This is a genomic window from Paenibacillus sp. GYB004, assembly GCF_036577605.1.
Taxonomy (GTDB): Bacteria; Bacillota; Bacilli; order Paenibacillales; family NBRC-103111; genus Paenibacillus_AB; species Paenibacillus_AB oceani.
Genome location: NZ_JARBDB010000052.1, coordinates 264,119 through 285,090 on the forward strand (window position 1 = coordinate 264,119; position 20,972 = coordinate 285,090).

20 protein-coding genes are annotated in these 20,972 nt (G+C 56.9%); 18 read left to right on the forward strand and 2 right to left on the reverse strand.

The features are described from left to right. Nucleotides 1–50: 50 nt before the first annotated feature. Complete coding sequence (locus PV433_RS22640) at nt 51–1,856, reverse strand: putative bifunctional diguanylate cyclase/phosphodiesterase (RefSeq protein WP_332074312.1); 1,806 nt, start codon at nt 1,854–1,856, stop codon at nt 51–53. Between the two features lie 530 nt (nt 1,857–2,386). Between PV433_RS22640 and PV433_RS22645 the strand changes: the two genes are divergently transcribed. Then, entirely contained in the window at nt 2,387–2,728 is a 342-nt protein-coding gene (locus PV433_RS22645; protein ID WP_332074313.1) for a DnaJ family domain-containing protein, read from the forward strand. A 266-nt stretch (nt 2,729–2,994) separates the two neighbouring features. On the opposite strand, the gene PV433_RS22650 is transcribed toward PV433_RS22645, so the two are convergent. Next, the gene (locus PV433_RS22650; protein ID WP_332074358.1) at nt 2,995–4,908 is read right to left on the reverse strand and encodes an FAD-dependent oxidoreductase; all 1,914 of its coding nucleotides are present in this window, start codon (nt 4,906–4,908) and stop codon (nt 2,995–2,997) included. Nucleotides 4,909–5,408: 500 nt separating this feature from the next. On the opposite strand from PV433_RS22650, the gene PV433_RS22655 reads away from it, so the two are divergent. The 17 genes from PV433_RS22655 (at nt 5,409) to yqfD (ending at nt 20,935) form a co-directional block, all read left to right on the forward strand. Beyond that, nucleotides 5,409–6,272 carry a DMT family transporter gene (locus PV433_RS22655; RefSeq protein ID WP_332074314.1) on the forward strand — a complete coding sequence of 288 codons (864 nt, stop codon included), beginning with the start codon at nt 5,409–5,411 and terminating at the stop codon, nt 6,270–6,272. Nucleotides 6,273–6,302: 30 nt separating this feature from the next. Beyond that, a complete protein-coding gene (locus PV433_RS22660; protein WP_332074315.1) occupies nt 6,303–7,124 on the forward strand; it encodes an alkaline phosphatase family protein in 822 nt (273 codons plus the stop codon). Nucleotides 7,125–7,200: 76 nt separating this feature from the next. Next, on the forward strand, nt 7,201–7,500 hold the full coding sequence (locus PV433_RS22665; protein ID WP_190926009.1) for a hypothetical protein: 300 nt from the start codon (nt 7,201–7,203) through the stop codon (nt 7,498–7,500). 195 nt (nt 7,501–7,695) lie between these two features. Then, complete coding sequence (locus tag PV433_RS22670; RefSeq protein ID WP_332074316.1) at nt 7,696–8,796, forward strand: M24 family metallopeptidase; 1,101 nt, start codon at nt 7,696–7,698, stop codon at nt 8,794–8,796. A gap of 192 nt (nt 8,797–8,988) precedes the next feature. Beyond that, the gene (locus PV433_RS22675) at nt 8,989–9,909 is read left to right on the forward strand and encodes a proline dehydrogenase family protein (protein WP_332074317.1); all 921 of its coding nucleotides are present in this window, start codon (nt 8,989–8,991) and stop codon (nt 9,907–9,909) included. A gap of 25 nt (nt 9,910–9,934) precedes the next feature. Continuing rightward, nucleotides 9,935–11,482: an L-glutamate gamma-semialdehyde dehydrogenase gene (gene pruA / locus PV433_RS22680; protein ID WP_332074318.1), complete on the forward strand. Its 1,548-nt coding sequence runs from the start codon at nt 9,935–9,937 to the stop codon at nt 11,480–11,482. Between the two features lie 175 nt (nt 11,483–11,657). Further along, complete coding sequence (locus PV433_RS22685; protein ID WP_332074319.1) at nt 11,658–12,542, forward strand: cation diffusion facilitator family transporter; 885 nt, start codon at nt 11,658–11,660, stop codon at nt 12,540–12,542. A gap of 158 nt (nt 12,543–12,700) precedes the next feature. Beyond that, on the forward strand, nt 12,701–13,468 hold the full coding sequence (locus PV433_RS22690; RefSeq protein WP_332074320.1) for a hypothetical protein: 768 nt from the start codon (nt 12,701–12,703) through the stop codon (nt 13,466–13,468). A gap of 21 nt (nt 13,469–13,489) precedes the next feature. Beyond that, nucleotides 13,490–13,840 carry a histidine triad nucleotide-binding protein gene (locus tag PV433_RS22695; RefSeq protein WP_332074321.1) on the forward strand — a complete coding sequence of 117 codons (351 nt, stop codon included), beginning with the start codon at nt 13,490–13,492 and terminating at the stop codon, nt 13,838–13,840. Between the two features lie 119 nt (nt 13,841–13,959). Then, a complete protein-coding gene (gene rpsU, locus PV433_RS22700; RefSeq protein WP_010491812.1) occupies nt 13,960–14,133 on the forward strand; it encodes a 30S ribosomal protein S21 in 174 nt (57 codons plus the stop codon). 9 nt (nt 14,134–14,142) lie between these two features. Further along, nucleotides 14,143–14,589 (forward strand): GatB/YqeY domain-containing protein, encoded by a 447-nt coding sequence (locus PV433_RS22705; RefSeq protein ID WP_190926022.1) that lies wholly within the window; start codon nt 14,143–14,145, stop codon nt 14,587–14,589. 205 nt (nt 14,590–14,794) lie between these two features. Then, on the forward strand, nt 14,795–16,183 hold the full coding sequence (locus PV433_RS22710) for an NfeD family protein (RefSeq protein WP_332074322.1): 1,389 nt from the start codon (nt 14,795–14,797) through the stop codon (nt 16,181–16,183). Nucleotides 16,184–16,234: 51 nt separating this feature from the next. Beyond that, on the forward strand, nt 16,235–17,230 hold the full coding sequence (gene floA / locus PV433_RS22715) for a flotillin-like protein FloA (protein ID WP_332074323.1): 996 nt from the start codon (nt 16,235–16,237) through the stop codon (nt 17,228–17,230). Beyond that, complete coding sequence (locus tag PV433_RS22720) at nt 17,230–17,706, forward strand: hypothetical protein (RefSeq protein ID WP_332074324.1); 477 nt, start codon at nt 17,230–17,232, stop codon at nt 17,704–17,706. Before floA ends, PV433_RS22720 begins: the two co-directional genes overlap by 1 nt. A gap of 17 nt (nt 17,707–17,723) precedes the next feature. Further along, entirely contained in the window at nt 17,724–18,920 is a 1,197-nt protein-coding gene (locus PV433_RS22725) for a PQQ-dependent sugar dehydrogenase (protein WP_332074325.1), read from the forward strand. Nucleotides 18,921–19,422: 502 nt separating this feature from the next. Beyond that, nucleotides 19,423–19,701: a sporulation protein YqfC gene (gene yqfC, locus PV433_RS22730; RefSeq protein ID WP_190926032.1), complete on the forward strand. Its 279-nt coding sequence runs from the start codon at nt 19,423–19,425 to the stop codon at nt 19,699–19,701. A gap of 49 nt (nt 19,702–19,750) precedes the next feature. After that, nucleotides 19,751–20,935 (forward strand): sporulation protein YqfD, encoded by a 1,185-nt coding sequence (gene yqfD, locus PV433_RS22735; RefSeq protein ID WP_332074326.1) that lies wholly within the window; start codon nt 19,751–19,753, stop codon nt 20,933–20,935. Nucleotides 20,936–20,972 lie beyond the last annotated feature (37 nt).

The following is a 20,972-nucleotide window of genomic DNA, read 5'->3' on the forward strand; positions in this document are numbered from 1 at the left end:
AGCGGTAGGTTGCCGCTCCGGGGATTCGGATTATGTGTTAGTAATAAGGGCTAAGTTTCGTGAGAGAGCATCAAATCTTTATCGGTCGTATTCAATCGGACCCATTCCTCGAACGTATCCGGCGGCATCGGTTTGCCGAACAAATAACCTTGCGCCTCGTCGCAGTGGTGCTGCCGCAAAAATATGTACTGTTCTTCCGTTTCGACCCCTTCGGCGGTTACTTTCAGCTTCAGCGTCTTGGCGAGCACGATAATGGCGTTTACGATCGCGGCGTGATCGGGATCTTCGTGAATTCCGCTTATAAACGAACGGTCGACCTTCAGCACGTCGATCGGGAACTTCTTCAAATAGCTGAGCGAGGAATAACCTGTTCCGAAATCGTCGATCGATATTTTGACGCCCATTTCTTTCAGTTCCCGCATCATCAAAATATTGCGGTTGACGTTTTGCATCGCTACGCTTTCGGTAATCTCCAGCTCCAAGTATTGCGGGCGCAAACCGGCCTGCCGCAGGATGCGGGCGATCACCGCAGGCAAATTTTGCTGGCGGAACTGATGCGGCGACAGGTTGACGCTGACGGACAGCTCGGGCAACCCTTCGTTTTGCCACTTTTTGATCTGGTTGCACGCTTTGCGCAGCACTTGCTCGCCAAGCTGGACGATCAGGCCGGTTTCCTCGGCCAGCGGGATAAATTCAGCCGGAGGCACGATACCGAGGCTCGGATGTTTCCAGCGGACCAGCGCCTCCACGCAGACGACCCGCTCCGACTTCGTATGAATGCGGGGCTGGTAATAAACGAGCAGCTCGTCCTTCTCCAGTGCCTTGCGCAGCATGGCCTCCATGGCGAACCTCTCGAGCTGGGCCTCCGTCTTCTCCGGAGCCATGTAGTACTGGAAATTGTTGCGGCCCTGCTGCTTCGCCCGGTACATGGCGACCTCTGCGTTTTTCATCAAATTCTCCGACGTTGACCCATGGTTGGGGTAGAGAGCGACCCCGATGCTCGTCGTGGCGTATATTTCGTGCGGTCCGAGAAAGATGGCCTCCTGCAAACATTGAAAAATCAGGTTGCACACTTGCGTGGACTCGTCGGATTTGGAAATGTTCGGGACGAGCAGGGCGAATTCGTCTCCTCCCATCCGGGCGAGCGTGACGTCTTTGGAGATCGCCGTGCGGATTCGTTGTGCAACCGTTTGCAGGAGAGAGTCCCCCGTCTCGTGGCCCATCGTGTCGTTCACATGCTTGAAGCCGTCGAGATCGAGGAAAATGACGGCAAGACCCCGCTGCCTCAAGCTTTTTTTGTTCAGATAAGCGGTCAGCCGCTCCTTGAACATCTCCCGGTTGGGCAGTTCGGTCAGCGAGTCGTAGTAAGCCATCCGTACCAGATTGTCGGACGTCCGGCCGACCAGCCAAATCAGCACGACCATTCCCATCAGCCCCATGACGGTGTCGAGAGCAAAAAACGATCGGCCCTGCACGGCTGTAAAGAGGACAATTTCGCCGATGCCGAGTGCGCATATAACGACCGCTGTCCGTTTGCCGAGCTCGGATGCGTACAAAGGCAGCAAAAACAGCAGCAGCCAGGTTGGATTGGCATCCGGCGGCCACTTGGGCAATATATAGACCATCGTAACGATCGCCATGTCGAAAAAAACGATTGCCGCAAGCCCGGGCATCCGCAGCAGCTGGCTCAAGTCGCCGACGCTGTACGCCCGATGAACGAGAAACGCCGTGTAACTAAGCGACAAAGCCGCGAGCGCTAAAAAAATAAATTGCTTATGGCTGACGAACAGAAGCAGCAATACCGCGGGGAAGATGGAATGTCCGATGGCAAACACGTTGGCGTTTTTTTGGTTCATGCTACTTGCTGCACCCCTCGCGATGATTGGATGAATCGGAGCCTGTATCTCGTGCGCGAATCGCACACGGGTCCGGCGGTGTCGAATCCTACTCAGTATACCTTATTTCCTTGCCAGATTCTATGAAAAATCGTCTGATCTTGTCGATTCAGCGGGAAAAATGTTGGTTGGAAACAACAAGCACCCTCCCTAATTGCCATAATATTCTCACAATTAAACCGATCGTCGGCTTTGCATGTGGAATATAATGGATGGAAGAAGGAGCTTTGTTGATGTCGCGTGGAAAGGATGATCGTATGCGTTTTTGGTTCCGCCGATCCAGTCCCCAATCAGATCCGAAGAGTGAACCCGATCAGGAGCTTGGGCGATCAAACGCCCCGGTTCAGAGCGATACCTTGCCTCCATATACGGACATGGAGAATCCGTCTGGTTCCGAACGGATATATGCAGCTTCAGACCGAGCCGACTCCGCAGAGCGGGATGTACCTCCCCCGGTGCCCGCAACACGGAAACGAAAGGCGAATCACTGGATGGACGAAGCGATAGAGGAATGCGCACAAACCGGGGGCCTTGATCATTTGAAGGGGAAAGGGGAACCGATCCCGATTCCGGACGGGGATGTGCTCAGCTCTGTTCTGAAGCAGGCCAATGTGCTTCCTCCGTGGCTCGAACTGCAGCACGAAATCCGCAACGACCTTCGGGCGTACGTGAGCTCCGGCCGGGCTAACCCGCCCGCGACTTCCGAATCGGCGGACCTGGATGCGATCAACCGGAAAATTTCCCGCTACAATATGCTCGTCCCGACGCCAATCCTGCAGAAAGGCCGGGTGAAACCGGATACGGCCGAAGAGCAGCTCAAGCTGTGGGAGTGACGGGGGAGCCCCCGGACAGCCCCCCGTACAGCCATATCCCGAGAGATCGGCTAAGAGGAGCGGCCGCTGGCAGCGACATAAGGGGGAGCTGTCCTGGAAGTGCCCGCCTGACACAGGAGCGTCCCGATTACGAAACGAAAGGACCTCGGCTTCCACGGTAAGTGGAGGATGAGGTCCTTTTTATAGAGAAAAATCGGTTCACTAGGCGGACTTCCAAAAAACGGAAAAACTTTGGAGACAGTCCCTGAACCTACGTAAACTTCGATCTAAACAAGCGCCGCAGGCTGGGGAATTTCTTTCAGAATCGTCTTCGCTACGTTGCGCGCACTTCCGAAAGCGCGTTCCGCCAGTTCTCCTTTGCCTACGCAGCCGTCCCCGCAAAAATAAAAAGGCACATTTTCGATCCGGTTGGGCAGCAGTGAATTGGTGGCGATGTTTTTTACGCTGGCAACCATCGCTTTTTTGGATACGCGCTTCACGGCGATCGCTTCGCGCCAGCCCGGGTAATGTTTGTCGAACAGCTGCTCCATCTGGACAGTGCGCTGCTCGAGATATTGTTTGCGGAGCTCGTCGCTCTCAAAATCGTCGCTCAGATAGGCGATGCCCTGCAGAAGCTGGCCCCCTTCCGGCACGAGTGTATGGTCGGTGGCGGAAACGTCGCTGATGAACAGCTTGTTGTTCATGTCGCTGATGTAGGAGAACGGCCGGGCCACCACCCGGCTCAGTCCGACGTCGTACACCATCACTTCCGTCGCGGTATTCGTCTCGTAGGGGGCTAGGAACGGCTCCCAGGCGGTTCCTTTGAGCAGCTTGATCACCTGCTGTACCGGCATGGCGAAGACGATCCGGTCGAACGCGAGCTCTCTCGTTTTGGATTTGAGGATGAACTTTTTATCCTCGTACCGGATGGCGTCGATCCCTTCCTGCAAGGCGATTTCCCACTGGCCGGACGCTTCGATTTTTTCTTTCAGCTGATTCGTAATGACCGCCCAGCTGCCGAGCACGTAATTCACCGGCCGGGAAGAGAGGAACAGGTTCTGGTAATAGTCGGCGATGACCGGTCCAGGTACTTTGCGCGCATCTTCTGGGGTGATGAAGAAGTTCGAGCAGACGAGATGCTCCCACAGCTCCTTGACATCTTCAGCCGCGTCGGAATCGGCGAGGAAGTCGCCCAGCGTCTGATAGTTTTTCATCTGATGGATATTCGCGATAATCGCTGTTATTTCGCCGACGAACCGGACTTTCTGCATCGTGCTGAGCAGCTCGGTTTTCATCAGGTTGACGAAATCGAGCGGAGCCGGCGTAATCTGGTCGTGCTTCTCGTACATCACCTTCCGTTTATCGACCTGCTTGCTGCTGAACGACAGGCCCAGCTCCTTCTCCAAGGTCGTCAGCTTGTGCCGGTCGATCCCGTAGATCGCATGCGCCCCGTAGTTCAGCGTGAAGCCCGCTTTCTCGTAGGTGAACGCGCGTCCTCCGAGCTGCGGGCTGCGCTCGAACAGAACGCCTTCGATTCCGGATTCCTCGGACAAATAAGCGGCGGCAGTCAAGCCTGCCAGTCCGCCTCCGATTACAGCCACTTTCATAGGTGGATCCTCCTTTTGTTTCGGAGCGACGGACAGAGGCTCCGCCCGGGCGTCCGACCGCAGCCCGGCCCACAGCAGGGCGAACTCGGTGCGGATCAGCTGCTCCAAGTCGTCTCCTTCGCTCATACACCATTTCGTAACGATCCCGGTGTAGGCGCTGATCAGCAGAGCCGCTTTGTCGGGATCGGGCAGCCAGCGCAGCAGCGCGTCGTTCAGCTTCTCCGTCTGTTCCCGTTGATTCCGGTTGATTTTGTCGTTTTGCAAGGCGAGCGCGGTCATGCTGCGCATCAGGCGGGGGGATGCGCTAATGCCTGCCGCCAGATCGAGGAACAGCCGGTTAATGTGGCTCTCCAGCGATTGCACCTGCGCCGGGGAGCGGCGCAGCCAGGCGGCGATCACCGCTCTTTGCCGCTCGCCGACTTCGGCGATAATATCTTCTTTATTGTTGAAGTAGTGGTAAAACGTGCCCTTCGACGTGTGAGTAGCTGCGATGATGTCATCGACGGTTACACTTTCGTAACCTTTTTCCATAAACAGCCGAAGCGCCGTTTCGATGACCAAGTCGCGTTTCTTGAGAGTGGAGGCGCGCATCATGTTCACGATATCACCCTCTGAGACCAGTATAGCTCCATTGTAGCTTATATTAGACCGGCAGTCTATCCGGAATTAGACTATTAGTCTAATTGGGCTTTTCAGGCGATAAACCCGCTTATACAGGCGTGGATCGAAGCGCTTATTTTGCGCGTTTTCTCTCTGGGAACCGCGACTTTTCGCTGCTTGCGGTTTTTCATTAGAGAGGAGCTGAATATCAGGGGAATTATTGGACCGGTAGTATATGTAAAGCGTCGGACATCCTCGTCGTGATCGGAGCCGAGCCGGTACCGTACCGGGTGATTCGGATTTGCGTGAGACTGGATGGAGCAGTCGTTGTTTGTTGTTGTTGATTTGTTGTTATTGCTGCTGTTTATTTATGATGTTGTTTTGATGTGTATGATTGCAACAAATAAACTTGTTAATTAGTTGTTTTAGTTGCGTTTAGTTGTATTTCCTGTTGACGATATTCATTTCACGGCGTTATGATGGGATCGACAACATTGGGATGGGAGGGAGCGGGGATTTCCATTGCGCTCGGATTGGTGCTCGCCTCTGGATTTACGCATGCCGTCTGGAACTTATTTACGAAATCGAGTATAAACAAAAGCGCTTTTTTGTGGGCGATTCATATCGGGTCGTTCGTGCTGCTGCTGCCTTATTTCATTGCTGAGCTGAGCGAAGCCCGTATCCCGCTTCGCGGATATGCTTTTATGGGGCTGTCCATGCTGTTTCAGTGCGGATACTTTCTCCTGCTTCCGCTCGCCTACTCCAAGGGGGATATGTCTCAGGTATACCCGCTCATGCGCGGACTCGGAGCGCTGCTCGTCCCGATTGCCGGAGTGACGATATTCGGCGAATCGTTGACGCTGGCCGGATGGATCGGGATCGGCTGTATCGTGTTCGGATTGCTGGCGATCGGAGGCGGTTCCTTGTCGGTTACCAGGCTGCGACATCTGTGGCCTGCGGCGGCGGTCGGGTTGTGCATTACCGGATATGTGTCCACCGATAAGGTGGTGCTGGAATACATATCCCCGCTCGCGCTGATCGAATTGTGCAATATCGCATATATCGGGCTTATGACGCCGCTTGCTTTGCGGAAAGGCAGGCTGCGGACGGAGTGGAAGGCGAATCGCTGGAGAATTGTTGCCGGCACCTTTTTGTCTCCGGGCTCGTACTTGCTGTTTTTGCTGGCCGTGAAGCTCGCTCCACTGTCGCATCTCGCTCCGATCCGGGAGATGGGTACCGTCTTCGGAACGATCCTCGGCATATTCATTCTGAAGGAGCAGCAGGGAAGCAGACGGATCGCCATGTCTGTCGTGATAACGGCCGGCGTAGTGTCCGTCGGGCTGTGGGGCGGTTCGTAAGACGGATCAGATTACGGGAGGAGATGGATCATGTTCGCCAAAAGAGTGATCGTTATCGGATGGGACGGTGCGGGCAATTTTGTCCGCGAAGCAAGGACGCCGAATTTGGACCGGCTGATCGCAAGAGGGTCTTGTACTTACGAGGCGCAAGCGGTTATGCCGACCATTAGCGCGCAATGCTGGGGTTCCATGCTGCACGGAGTCAGCCCTCTCAAGCACGGACTCGACAACGGAATCGCGGCAAGCCGCGCGTATCCGGAGCAATCCCCTTATCCGTCCGTATTCCGAGCGGTGAGGGAAGCGAGACCGGCTGGCGAGCTGGCTTCTTTTGTATGCTGGAAGCCGATCAATAACGGGATTATTGAACAATCGGCCGGCGTCCGGTTCGTAAGTCTGGGCGACGATGAGCTTGCCGAAGCGGCGGCTGCGCATATCCGCGAATGTTCCGGTCTGGACCTGATGTTCATCCAGTTCGATGCTCCGGATATGGCCGGTCACAAGGATGGATACGGTACGGCCGGACAGTTGCAGGCGATCGCGGAGACCGACGGCCGGACCGGCAAGGTGATCGAGGCGGTGGCGGCCCGGGGATGGACGGAAGAGACGTTGTTTATCGTGCTGTCGGATCACGGCGGCGGGGGAGAGCGTCCGGACAGTCACGGAAGCAGCCACCCGCTGGACCAAACGATATTTTGGGCATGTGCGGGGCCGGGCGTCCGTACGGGATCTGCGGTCCCGGACAGCTTGACGATTACCGATACGGCTGCCGTTATCGTTCACGCGCTTGGCCTTGAAGCACCGTCCCAATGGGAAGCGAAGCTTCCGGAAGGGCTGTTTTCCGGCACAGCTTAAGCGAAGCTTTGCCGCCGCTTGAACGGAACCATCCGGCCATGGGTGAATATCATGGTTGGTATGGAGGTGCTGGAAGATGCATAAGCACGAAGCACAGGCGTTATGCCGGGAGCATATGCACCGGTATGTGCGGATTCAGGTGGCGGACGGGGGCACTGTGGACGGAATTATCGAGTTTGTAGACGAGGAATACGTCTATATGGCCGTTCCGGTAAGGCCGGGCGACGAGGCCAACGACCGGCGAGGATATTTTCCGTATGTGCCGGGAGGGTTTTACCCGCCTTATTTTAATCCGTACTACCCGGGCGGACGATTCCGCAGAGTCGTTTTGCCGCTTGCGGCGCTGCTCGCCTTGTCGCTGCTTCCTTTCTATTGAAAAAGGCGTAATAAGATAGATACAGGGGTCTTCTCCCGTACGCGCGGAGGCGGCCCTGTTTTTTTGCCGGTTCGTCCTGCGGAAGGAAAGGGCGCCGAATGCGAAGAATAAGGATAAGGGTACAGGCCGCGAAGCGGGATACCGGAGCGTTACATGCCGGCAATGTCATTTTCCCGAGAAAGGATCGATGATCGCATGATGAGGAACGGGTCGCCGTATCCCGTAAGAATAGGAAAGCTCCGGCAACTGCTGGAGCAAGCGCAGGCCGATGCGGTAATCGTAACGTCGGCCGCCAATCTGTTTTATTTTACCGGCGTCTGGATCGAAGCGCATGAACGGCTTACCGCCTTGGTCGTCCGCCGTGAGAGGGACGCATTCCTGATTGCGCCCGATCTGCACCGGGGCGAGCTTGGTTCGCTTGGGATGGAGACGCTGTTTTGGCGGGACGGCGAAGACGCATCCGCGCTGCTGGCCAGGGGGATCGCTCACGCGGGCGTTGTCGGCATCGATGACAGCTGGCCCAGCGGCCATCTGCTCCGGCTGATGAACCACCGGCCTCATGTCGACTGGCGCAGCGGGACGGAGATGACCGGCAGGCTCCGGATGGTGAAAGACCGCGGCGAGCTGGAGCTGATCCGCAAATCGGCGGCAGTCGCCAATCGGGTGATGGAGTCGTTCCAGACTTATCTTCGCGTCGGCAGCAGCGAGGAGAAGCTGCTGGACGAGCTGCAGGAACTGTGGCGCCGCGAAGGGATTCGGGAGCTGTCGTTCGATCCGACGGTGGCGGCCGGCGCGAACGGCGCCAATCCGCACCACGCACCGGGAACGGCCGTTGTGCGCGAAGGCGACTTCGTAATCGTGGACACCGGAGGGAAACTGGACCGCTACTGCTCCGATATGACCCGGACGTTTGCCGTGGGCGGCGAGCCTTCAGCCGAGCAGAGGGACGTGTACGAGCTCGTGAAGGAAGCGCATTTGGCCGGTCTGCGGGCAGTTCGTCCCGGAGTGACGCTGTCCGAGATCGACCGTACGGTCCGCGCGGTCATTGAGCAGGGCGGTTATGGCCCGTATTTTATTCACCGGACCGGTCACGGGTTGGGCATTGACGTGCATGAAGAGCCGAGCGTGCAGACGGGGAATGGGCTGCCGGTAGAAGCGGGCATGGTGTTCAGCGTCGAACCCGGGATTTATTTGCCCGGCAAATTCGGTGTGCGGATCGAAGATATTGTAATCGTGACGGACGACGGAGGCGAATCGGTGAATGCTTCCGTTTCCAAAGAACTGACGGTGGTATAATGGATAACCCGGGAGGATTGCCTCCCGGACGGTTGTGGAATGCAAATTGCGGGAGTCGCCTGAATCGGGGCGGCTCCTGTTTCTATTCGTCCGGGTTTGCTGAGTCACGCTGCGACCGAGGGTGGGCATATAGTATTGCAGGCGGCCGATTTCGCATGAGAGCGAAGCGCCGGCACGGAGGTGTCAGTCGTTATGGAACGATTGATGAGGAATATGCTGCTGTATTTATCCAGAAACCGTTTGGCCCACCGGACGGCCAAACGGTTCGGGCTTCGGCTCGGGGCTAGCCGGTTTGTCGCTGGAGTCACGGTCTCCGAGGCGATCTGGGCCGTCACCGGGTTAAACGAAGCCGGCATGGAAGGGACGCTCGATCATTTGGGCGAGTTCGTGGAGACGAAGGAGGCGGCGGCCGAAGCGGCGGAAGCGTGTCTTCATACGCTGGACGAGATTGCAAAGGCCGGAATAAGCTGCAATTTGTCTGTTAAGCTGACCCAGCTCGGATTGGACTTCTCGGCCGGAGATTGCCGGAGCCATATGAGGCGGATTGTCGGCCGGGCGGCGGAGTACGGAAGCTTCGTCCGGATCGATATGGAGGATTATGCCCATAACGAACCGGCGATCGAGCTGTTTCAGTCGCTTCATAACGAGTTCGGCGGGGCGGTGGGGCTTGTTCTTCAAGCCTACTTGTACAAAAGCGAGGCCGACTTGGACCGGTTAGCCGAATATGCGCCGAATGTGCGATTGGTGAAAGGCGCTTACAAAGAGCCTGCCGAGGTCGCATTTCCGGATAAATCCGATGTGGACCGGAACTTCATCCGTCTGATCGAGAAACAGTTGCGAAACGGCCATTATGCCGCTGTCGCGACACATGACGACCGGATTATCGATTCCGTCATCCGTTTCGCTGAGGAGAACGGCATTCCCCGGTCCGGTTTCGAATTTCAAATGTTGTACGGCATCCGCCCCCAGCGCCAGCGGGAGCTTGCCGGTCTGGGCTACAAGATGCGCGTGTACGTCCCGTTCGGCCGGGATTGGTACGGCTATTTCATGCGGCGGCTGGCCGAGCGTCCGGCGAACGTGCGCTTCGTCTTGAAATCGATGTTTAAATCTTGAATTCGCTGTCACGAGGTTCGTGTACATGAACAGAAACCAATTCCGGAACGAGCCGTTCACCGACTTCTCGCTCCCGGCGAATGCCGACGCTATGCGGGAGGCTTTGCGTCTCGCGGCGGGCCAATTGGGCCGGACTTATCCGCTCGTCATAGACGGGGAGCCCGTATACACGGGACGTGTCGCCGCCTCCATCGACCCGGGCTCGTTAAGCCGGACGATCGGTCTCGTGGCGCAGGCGGACGTTGCCGCCGCCGGGAAGGCGATGGCCGCGGCGAAACGCGCATTTGACACATGGCGCTTCGTCGCTCCGGACGTCCGGGCCGGCTATCTATTCAAAGCGGCCGCCCTCATGCGCAGACGCAAGTTCGAGTATGCGGCCTGGCTCGTGTACGAAGTCGGCAAAAACTGGAGCGAAGCCGACGCGGACGTTGCCGAGGCGATCGATTTTCTCGAATTTTACGGGCGCGAAGCAATCCGGCTCGGGGCTCCCCAGCCGCTTACTCCGGTTGCCGGAGAGGACAACCGGCTGACCTACATCCCGCTAGGGGTCGGCGCCGTCATCTCGCCCTGGAATTTCCCGCTGGCGATTATGGCGGGCATGACCGCGGCGGCAATCGTATCCGGGAATACCGTCCTGCTGAAGCCGGCCTCGACCTCTCCGGTCATCGCCGCCAAATTCGCCGGGCTGCTGGCGGAGACGGGCCTGCCTGCCGGAGTGCTGAACTTCGTGCCGGGAGCGGGATCGGAGATCGGCGATTATGTGGTCGATCATCCGCTTACGCGGTTCGTCTCCTTCACCGGCTCCCGCGATGTCGGCTTGCGCATTCATAAGCGGCTGGGCGTTACCCATCCGGGCCAGCTGTGGATCAAGCGGTTCATCGCGGAGATGGGCGGCAAGGACGCGGTTGTCGTGGACAGCTCGGCCGATCCGGAAGAAGCGGCGGTGGCAATCGTGCAGTCGGCATTCAGCTATCAGGGGCAGAAATGCTCCGCAGGCTCGCGCGCCATCCTGCACCGGGACGTGTACGACGAGGTGCTGAAACGGGTCATAGCCAAGACGGAAGCGCTCCGGGTCGGTCCGCCGGAGCATAATGCGGACATCGGTCCTGTCATCGACAGCAAGGCGTATCATAAAATATTGGACTATATCGAGATCGGCAAAGGGGAAGGGCGGCTCGTTGCGGGAGGAGGCAAAGCGGTGGGAGACGGATACTATATCGCACCTACGGTTTTCGCCGACGTCGCCGAGGACGCGCGCATCATGCACGAAGAAATATTCGGTCCCGTGCTTGCCGTATGCAAGGCGGAATCGTTCGAGCACGCGGTCGACATATTCAACAATACGGAATATGGCTTAACCGGCGCCGTATTCTCGAACGACCGGGAGCATCTGGAATACGCCCGGGACCGGATGCACTGCGGCAACCTGTATTTCAACCGCAAATGTACGGGAGCGCTCGTAGGCGTTCATCCGTTCGGCGGCTTCAATATGTCGGGGACCGATTCGAAGGCAGGAGGCCGCGACTATTTGCTGCTGTTCACCCAGGCGAAAGTCGTCTCCGAACGGTGGTAGCCCGTATAGGGCTAAAGGGTGGCCCTCCGGCAATACTATTTGCTGGAGGGAAAATTGTTTCCTCCTCTCATCAAAGCGGCTTCCGTATAAAACTGTTTCTCTAGACCCACTCGATTGTCGTCTGGTACGATGGGTTCATGTTTTTTCGGCAGGTTGGCAATCGGAGGGAGCAGGCATGGACGGGTACGCAGATTTGAAGCAAGGGGAAAAAGGAGCCTGGGTCAGCATCGCGGCTTACATCCTGCTGTCCGTTTTCAAGGTGGGCGCAGGGTTTTATTTCGCATCGGAAGCGTTAACAGCGGACGGTATGAACAATATGTCCGACGTGTTCGTATCGGTCGCCGTCCTGATCGGGCTGAGGATCGCCCAGAAGCCGCCGGATACCGACCATCCGTACGGGCATTTCAAAGCGGAAACGATCGCCGCGCTGATCGCTTCGGTCGTGATGGCCGGCGTAGCGGTGAACGTGCTGTGGGGGGCGATGCAGTCGCTGTTTGCCGGCGAACGGCCCGCACCGGATCTGAAGGCCGGCTGGATTGCGATCGCCGCTGCGATCGCCATGTTCGCCGTCTATATGTACAACCGCAAACTTGCCGAGAAATTGGACAGCCGGGCGCTGCATGCGGCGGCCCACGACAACCGATCGGACGCTTTCGTCAGCATCGGAGCGGCGGTCGGCATATTCGGCTCGCAGCTCGGCCTCCCCTGGCTCGATCCGCTTGCCGCAGTGGCGGTTTCCATCGTCATCGGCAAGACGGCGTGGGACATCTTCAAGTCTTCCACCCACGCGCTGACGGACGGCTTCGAGGAAGACAAGCTGGACGGACTGCGTGCGACGATCGGCCGCACGCCCGGAGTGACGTATACGAAAGATATTCGCGCCCGCGTGTACGGCAGCCGGGTGCTGCTGGACGTGATCGTCGAGGTCGATCCGAATCTGAACGTGATCGAGAGCCATGGCATTAGCGAACATATCGAGAAAAGACTGAAAGCCAAACATAAGATTATGGAAGTTCATGTCCATATCGAGCCGGGAGACGTTCCGGAACGAACCCCTTGAGCGGCTTCCTTGCCCGCGCGTTTGCAAGAGTTTGCCGGACGGACAGCGGGCAAAGCCGCGCCGGGCCCGGCGCCGAGCAACATTTCCTGCACGAGCCTTCGTTTTCTGGTATCATGAAGAGGACAAATGAAACCTACCAGGAGGGAGTCTCCACTTTAATGACGACGATTACGTATACCGGCATCCACGATATTCATGCCGTGGTTGATTATTTTATGACGAACGACGAGATGATGGTGAACAATCCGGTTTTTGCCGAGGCATCGAATGTAAGCATTTTGAAGCAAAGTTTGCATAGTCTGCTGTCCAGAGTCGAACATGAGAAAGATTTCCATGATCTGCTCAACTATAAAAATCTGGTGTTTAACCAGCTTGTCCATTACTGCGATTCAATCGAATCGATCGAAGGGCTGAAGGACGATCTGCACGAGCTGCTCGTCCACCGCATCTACACTGGGTCCGAGCTTAAAATTCTGGCTTGGATCTACAAGCAGTCGTACGGCGCAGACGCCGACATGAGCAATCCGGAAGGCAGCTCGCCGCAAGGATTTCTCCGTTATTTGAAGATGAACTGCAAACCGGAAGTGACCGCGCACTTTATCGGTCTGGGGATGCAGCAATATATCCGCACCAAATATCCGGAAGAGCAATTTTACCAAAATGAGAATACATTCGCCGGATGTTACAACTATATAACCGAGCTCGTTCTGGAGACGGAGGAGCTGGATAAGCTGGTGAAGACGGTGCAGGAGCAACAGGAAGAGCTCGTCTGGCTTCGCGACGAACTAATCGCCTCCGAGGAGCAGCTCCAGAAAGCGCCTGACGACGAAGAGCTCAAGCAGCGCCAGCAGAAGCTGATCGTCGATTTTATGACCGAGCGGCTGGAGATGGAATATTTGTCGCAAGTGATTATCCGTTTATTCTAACGTGAAAATGGAGTGTTGGAGATGGATGACTGCATTTTTTGTAAAATCGTCAAGGGAGAAATCCCGTCCCGCAAAGTGTTCGAGAACGACCGCGTACTCGCTTTTCACGACATCCAGCCGCTTGCGCCGGCCCATGTGCTCGTCATCCCCAAGAAGCATATCGCTTCGATGAACGAAGCGCAGGAGGAGGATGTAGCCGTCCTGGGCGAGCTGCTGCTTACGGCCAAGCAGGTAGCCGACGATCTGGGCATCGCCGAATCGGGGTACCGGCTCGTAAACAATGTCGGGCCTGACAGCGGTCAGCTCGTGTATCATATCCATGTGCACGTGCTCGGCGGCGAGCAGCTTGGGGGCTTAAACGTCAAGGCTTGAGGCGGCTGTCGAAGGGGTTCAGGGCGGTAGGTTGACACCCCCTTTCCGTTTCAATTATAATGTAGTTTGATAAACAGTGTTTTCGTCTTGGACGGTCTGTTCGGAGGGAGGGAAAACTAGTGTCCGAAACTCGAGTTCGCAAAAATGAAACCATAGATGCTGCACTTCGTCGCTTTAAGCGTTCCATTGCGAAAGACGGTGTCTTGGCGGAAGTCAAAAAGCGCAAACACTATGAGAAGCCTAGCGTTAAGCGCAAGAAGAAGTCGGAGGCTGCTCGTAAGAGAAAGTTCTAGGAGGATCTCATGAGCTTAAGCGAACAGTTGAACGAAGATATGAAGCGAGCCATGAAGAATCAGGACAAGTTCTCACTATCCGTCATCCGAATGATTCGATCGGCGATTAAAAACGTTGAGATAGATCAAAAGAAGACGTTGGACGACAACGAAGTACTTGATATTCTGAATCGCGAGATCAAACAACGCAAAGACTCCCTCCAGGAATTCGAAAAGGCGGGCCGGGACGATCTCGCCGAGACTTTGAAGAAAGAACTTGAAGTCATTGCCGTATATATGCCGGAGCAATTAACCGAGGAAGAGATTAAAACTGTCGTATCGCAGACGATCCAGGAAACTGGAGTTTCTTCCAAAGCGGAATTAGGCAAATTGATGAGCGCGCTGATGCCTAAGGTGAAGGGTCGTGCCGACGGCCGACTCGTTAACCAGATCGTTCAGCAGCTTCTTTCTCAGTGAAGGCCGAGATGTTCCGACACCGTACTACCGACAAAAACAACACTCCATGCGGGGTGTTTTTTTGTTGGGTGCAAGATCGTTCGGATCATTATGAACATTTATTGAAACATTCTTTCTCCGCTTACGTAGAACATACTTAAGAGGAAATAGGATGGATGGCGGCGCTCCGGTTCCCCCGGTTGAGGTCCGTCATGAAGGAGGAGCTATGAGAAATGGTGTTCATGGACCTCGATTGAAGCTTTTGACGTATGTGCTGCTCGCCGTCGTTCTGGCCGGTGCGGTGATGCTTGGGGTAGGGGTGCAGCTCGCCAGCAAGACCGCTCAGGCGGCTCAATCGGACGGAGTATCGCCGGGGAAGCTCGTGTATGTCGTTCCCGTCCGGCAGACGGTTGAAAGCGGCTTGTATAGCTTTCTGGAGCGGGCGTTCGAGGATGCCCGGGAGGCTCGCGCCGAGCTGATCGTGCTCGATATCGACACGCTTGGCGGACGCCTCGATTCGGCCGAGCAAATCGGCCTGCTGATCCGGGAAAGCCCGGTTCCGACTGCCGCGTTCGTACACGGCCGTGCGGTATCCGCCGGCAGCTATATCGCCTTGAACGCCGGCAGCATCCTGATGAGTCCCGGCAGCACGATCGGCTCGGCTGCTGTCGTCGATCTTGGAGGCAACGAGATCGAGAGCGCCAAGATCGTATCGCACTGGTCCAGCGAGATGCGGGCGGCGGCCGAGCTGAGAGGACGCAATCCGGAGATCGCCGAAGGCATGGTCGACAAAAACGGGATCACCGAAATGCCGCAAATCGGCCGGACGGTCGGCAAAGGCGAGATCGTATCGCTGACCGCGGACGAAGCCCTCAAAGTCGGGTATGCGGATCAAATCGTATCGTCGGTGGAGGAAGCGATTGCCAGTAAAGGGCTGACAGGCGCAACCGTCATCATGTTCGAGCCGAGCTTCGCCGAGAAGCTGGCGCGGATTCTCGTCCATCCGGTCGTGATGACCGTGCTTCTGATCGTCGGAATTGCCGGTGTGGTGATCGAACTGCTGATTCCGGGTTTCGGCATTCCGGGGATACTCGGCATCAGCGGATTCGGGCTTTATTTTTTCGGTCACTACGTGGCCGGATTTGCGGGAGGGGAAGATATCGTGCTGTTCATTGCGGGCGTCTTGCTGCTTCTTATCGAAATCTTTGTTCCCAGCTTCGGCATTCTCGGTATATTGGGTATCCTATCGATCATCAGCGGTGTCGTGCTGGCGGCTTTCGATACCGGCAATGCGCTGCTGTCTCTCGGCATCGCTTCCGCACTCTCCGCGATCGTGATTTTCATCGTGGTGAAACTATTCAAGCGGTACGGCATCTGGAACAGGTTCATTTTGCGCGACGAGATGAAGACGGAGCAGGGCTACGTCTCGCACACCTCGAAAGACCATCTGTTCGGGGCGGTCGGTACGTCGCTGACCCCGCTTCGCCCGGCCGGTACGGCGGAATTTTTTAACGAGAGAGTCGATGTCGTAACGGCAGGCGAGTTTATCGAAGCGAATCGTCCAGTCAAGGTAGTCAAGGTCGAAGGCGGCGTCGTAACCGTTCAGCAAATGTAACAGCGTGTTAATCAGGCACGTCCAACTATTATCAGGGAGGTAGTTCGATACATGGAGCCGTCTTACATTTTCATTTTGCTTATCGTTGCCCTATCGATTATCGTTCTTTCGGTATTTTTCAGCTTTTTCCCGGTCATGCTGTGGATTTCGGCGCTGGCGTCCGGCGTTCGCATCGGGATATTCACCCTGGTGGCGATGCGTCTTCGCCGGGTCATCCCGAGCCGGATTGTCAACCCGCTCATTAAGGCTCATAAGGCCGGATTGCCGATTTCGAATAACCAGTTGGAGAGCCACTACTTGGCTGGAGGTAACGTAGACCGCGTTGTTAACGCGCTGATCGCCGCCCAGCGGGCGCAAATTCCGCTGTCGTTCGAACGTGCGGCCGCGATCGACCTGGCCGGCCGGGATGTGCTGCAAGCGGTACAGATGAGCGTTAACCCGAAAGTAATCGAGACGCCTATGGTATCCGCGGTAGCGAAGGACGGCATTGAGGTCAAAGTGCGGGCGCGGGTAACGGTTCGTGCCGACATCGACCGGCTCGTGGGCGGCGCCGGCGAAGAAACGGTCATCGCGCGGATCGGCGAAGGTATCGTTACGTCTGTCGGTTCCAGCGATACGCACAAGCAGGTGCTGGAAAACCCGGACATGATCTCCCGTACCGTTCTCGGCAAAGGGCTCGACGCCGGCACGGCATTCCAAATTTTGTCCATCGATATTGCGGATGTGGATATCGGCAAAAACATCGGCGCGCACCTTCAGACCGAGCAGGCGGAAGCGGACAAGCGGATCGCCCAGGCGAAAGCCGAGGAGCGCCGCGCCATGGCCGTCGCCCAGGAGCAGGAGATGAAAGCCCGCGTCGTGGAGATGCGCGCCCGCGTGGTCGAATCCGAGTCGCAGGTGCCGCTGGCGATGTCCGAAGCGCTCCGGGAAGGCAAGATGGGTGTGATGGACTATATGAACTTGCGCAATATCGAGTCGGATACGCAGATGCGGTCTTCGTTCGGCAAGATGGGACAGCCGGACAAAAACGATAAGGATCACGAGTGATGGAACGGCTGCTGGAGTTCCTATCGGCCAATTTGGGATTGGTGATCTTCGTCGCAGGTATTGCGCTGACGTTTCTGGCCAAGCTCCGAAAAGAAGGCGGGAACGGGCAAAACGGCCGCAGACGGCCCAAGTCCAATCCGATGATGCCTTCGTTCGGAGGAGACCCGAGCCGCACGGACCGCCGTTGGCCGGAGCCGTCCTACCCGCAGCCGGAAGCATCCGGTTCGGAGGAGCGCACGCAGGCTCGTCCGGCGGAGCGGACCGACAGACGAGCTGACTTGACGGCCCCGCTCTCCGTCGCAACGTCCGGAATCGGAGACTCGCCGGTATCGGGAACGGGGCGTGGGCTCACCGGCGCTCCCGGTGAAGGAGGAGAGCTGGAGCTGTCCCCGAATGAGGCGATGCGGGGCATGATGTGGGCGGAAATTTTAGGACCTCCTCGATCCAAGAAACCGTTTGGCGGGAAAAACCGCTAGGGAGGAAACAAATAAAAATGAAACGATACGGATGGATTCTTAGCAGCATCGCGGCGGTGGCGGTGCTGCTTTTTTTCACCGGCTGTCAGCGGGAAGAGGTCGGCACGAACCGCGATGCAGGGAATCCGGTTCAAGCCGGACAGGACGGCTCCGGCCACCGGGGCGCTGCGGAGGCAGTTCCTTACGGAGAGCCGGAAATCGTTGCCGACAAGCTGAATGTGCCGTGGGATCTCGCATTCGCCCCGGACGGCCGGATGTTCTTCACCGAGCGGCCGGGGACGATCCGGGTTATCGCGGAAGGCAAGCTTCTTCCGGAACCGGTGTTCGCCTTTGGCGGGCCGCCGTTCGTCAGCACTGGCGAAAGCGGTCTGCTCGGGCTGACGCTGGACCCGGACTTTGCCGCAAACGGTTACATGTATACTTACCATTCTTACGAAATGAACGGAATTAAAAACCGGGTGCTCCGTCTCGTGGTCGAGGGAAATAAGGCGAAGCTGGACCGTGTCCTGCTGGCCGACATTCCCGGGCAGCGCAACCATGACGGCGGGCGAATCCGCTTCGGACCGGACGGGCTGCTGTACGTGACGACGGGAGACGCCGAGGAGCGGGAGTTGTCGCAGACTCCGGGCAGTCTGGCCGGCAAAATTCTCCGCATCCGCTCCGACGGCACGATTCCGGCGGACAATCCCGATCCGAAATCGCCGGTGTACAGTTATGGCCATCGCAATCCGCAAGGACTGGCGTGGCAACCGGGGAGCGGGCGGCTGTTCAGCTCGGAGCACGGACAGACGTCCAAGGACGAGATCAACATCATCGAGAAGGGCGCCAACTACGGCTGGCCGCTTATCGAGGGAGATACGAAGGAGGCGAAGCAGCCGCTGCCGGCGGGGACCGTCCTGAGAACGCCTCTGCTTCATTCTGGGGCGTCCGTGACCTGGGCCCCGTCCGGAATGACCTTTGTTGCCAACGGACCTTGGAAAGGCCGTCTGCTGGTCGCCGGGCTGCGGGGCGAGCAGGTGCTGAAGCTGACGCTCGAAGGCGCGGACCCGGTTCGCGTCACCGGGCAAGAGTCGCTGTGGAAGGGGCAGTTCGGGAGAATCCGGAATGTGACCGAAGGGCCGGACGGGTCGCTGTACCTGCTGACCAACAACCGGGACGGACGCGGAACGCCGGCTGCAAGCGACGATCGGATTATACGCTTCAAGCCGAAATGATTGGGCTTGAAGGAAGAGCTTCATCGCGGCTTTACTGTCGCGGTGAGGCTTTTTTTTGGATTCGCAGCCATCACGTAGCGGAAGCATGACTTCTGTAATTTCCGCTAATACATTACTTTCACGCTGTAGCGGAAGGTTGGCTTCCTCTATTTTGGACTATTAAAGGGATAAAGACGTTTACGCTGAAAATAACGGAACAAAATGTTCCGCTAAATGTCAATTTCCTGCTGCGAACAACAGATAGCGGAAGGTAAACTTCCGATTAATTCACGGGCTGTATGGTAGCGGGCAGGCCCGCGCTCAAAAACCATAAAACAAAAGCACTTTTCATTGTGTTGATCTGCTGTAGGAGGAAATTTTGCCTATACGACGACCGAAGACATGGATAAACGCTTTTTTATTGCGGCAAAGTGACGGCAGGGGCCGTCAAACGGTCTTTTTTGCCCTTTTCCCGCATATGGTGGTAGAAGCTACGGTTATAAGGCAAGGAGGACCGCGCGACATGCTGCCATGGAACCGGCGACTGAGCAAACTAACAGCCAAACTGCTCGACCTCCCTCAGGACGTCGTGCTGGATATTCCCCGATTCACGATGATCGGCAACCGACAGCTGTATATCGAGAACCATCGCGGCGTTCTCCATTTTTCCAGCGAAGTGCTTAAGCTTGGCTTGACCCAGGGTCAACTGGAAATACGCGGCAAGCAGTTGGTGATCAGAGCGATCTTACCGGAAGAAGTGTTCATAGAAGGGGTCATCACCGACATCCGGTATTCGGAATAGCCCCTTGCGGGCGTATCGTGTACAAGCCGTTGTGAAGGAGGAGCAGGATGTGAAAACGACGTTATTCAACCGGGTGCGGGGATATGTATGTGTCGAGCTGCGGGGTCCCCGGATGGAGAAAGTGCTGAACACGCTGATCGACAGCCGGTTCGCTATCTGGGATATCCGTTACACGGATCAGGAGACGGCGGAGCTGTATATCGTCATCCGCGATTTTTTCAGGCTTCGCCCGATTTTGAAGGAATCGGGCATGAAGCTGCACGTGAAAGGGCGTTACGGGTTTCCTTTCGTGCTGGACAAGCTCGGGCGGCGAAAAATGTTTCTTGTCGGCATTGTCTGCTTTTTCCTGGCGATTTACACGCTGTCCATGCTCGTCTGGCAAGTGGAGGTGGAAGGCAACGAGAAGCTGAGCAGGGCTGAGATCGTACAGGCGGCGAAAGAGCACGGCATTTACCGGTTTCAATGGAAGTTCCGGCTCGAGGACCCGGACATGCTGTCCCACAGGCTGCAAAACCGGCTGCCCGGCACCGCTTGGGTAGGCGTGGAGGTGCAGGGGACGCAAATTCGAATCAAGGTGGTTGAATCGTCGCGTCCCGATCCGCGCGAGCTGATGAGTCCGCGCCATCTCGTTGCGTCCAAAAACGCGCTGGTCACTCAAATATTGGCCGAAAAAGGAAAGCCGTTGGTGAAGCCCAACACAAACGTAAGCAAGGGCGATATTCTGATCTCGGGCATTATCGGAGACGAATCCAATCAGCAAACCGTCGTCGCCCAAGGGACGGTTCGAGGGATCGTCTGGACCGAGGCGTCCGTAGAAATCCCTCTGGTGCTGACCCGCAAAGTATATACCGGGGAGACGAAGACGCGCTCCTATCTGGTGATCGGCAGCAGGGCGCTGCAGGTGAGCGGTTACGGCGATCTGCCATTTGGCCAGTTCGAATCGATACCGGACCGTCGGACGGTGCAATGGCGTAATTGGAAGCTGCCGTTCGGCTGGCTGAAGGAGACGCTGCTGGAATCGAACGTCGAGGAAGTTCAACTGGAGCCCGAGGAGGCGAAAGCGATCGCGCTCGAGCGGGCTCGGACCGAGGTTGTATCAGCGGCCGGAGAAGGCGCCGTATACAAGAGCGAAAAGATTATTTTGCATGAAAAGTCGGACAATGGTAAAGTTTATATGAAAGTGCTTTTCGAGATCGAACAGCCGATCGCCGTCGAGCAGCCGATCGTTCCATGACCGGCCGGCGGCAGCGGCGCAGAGGAACCCGCATTCG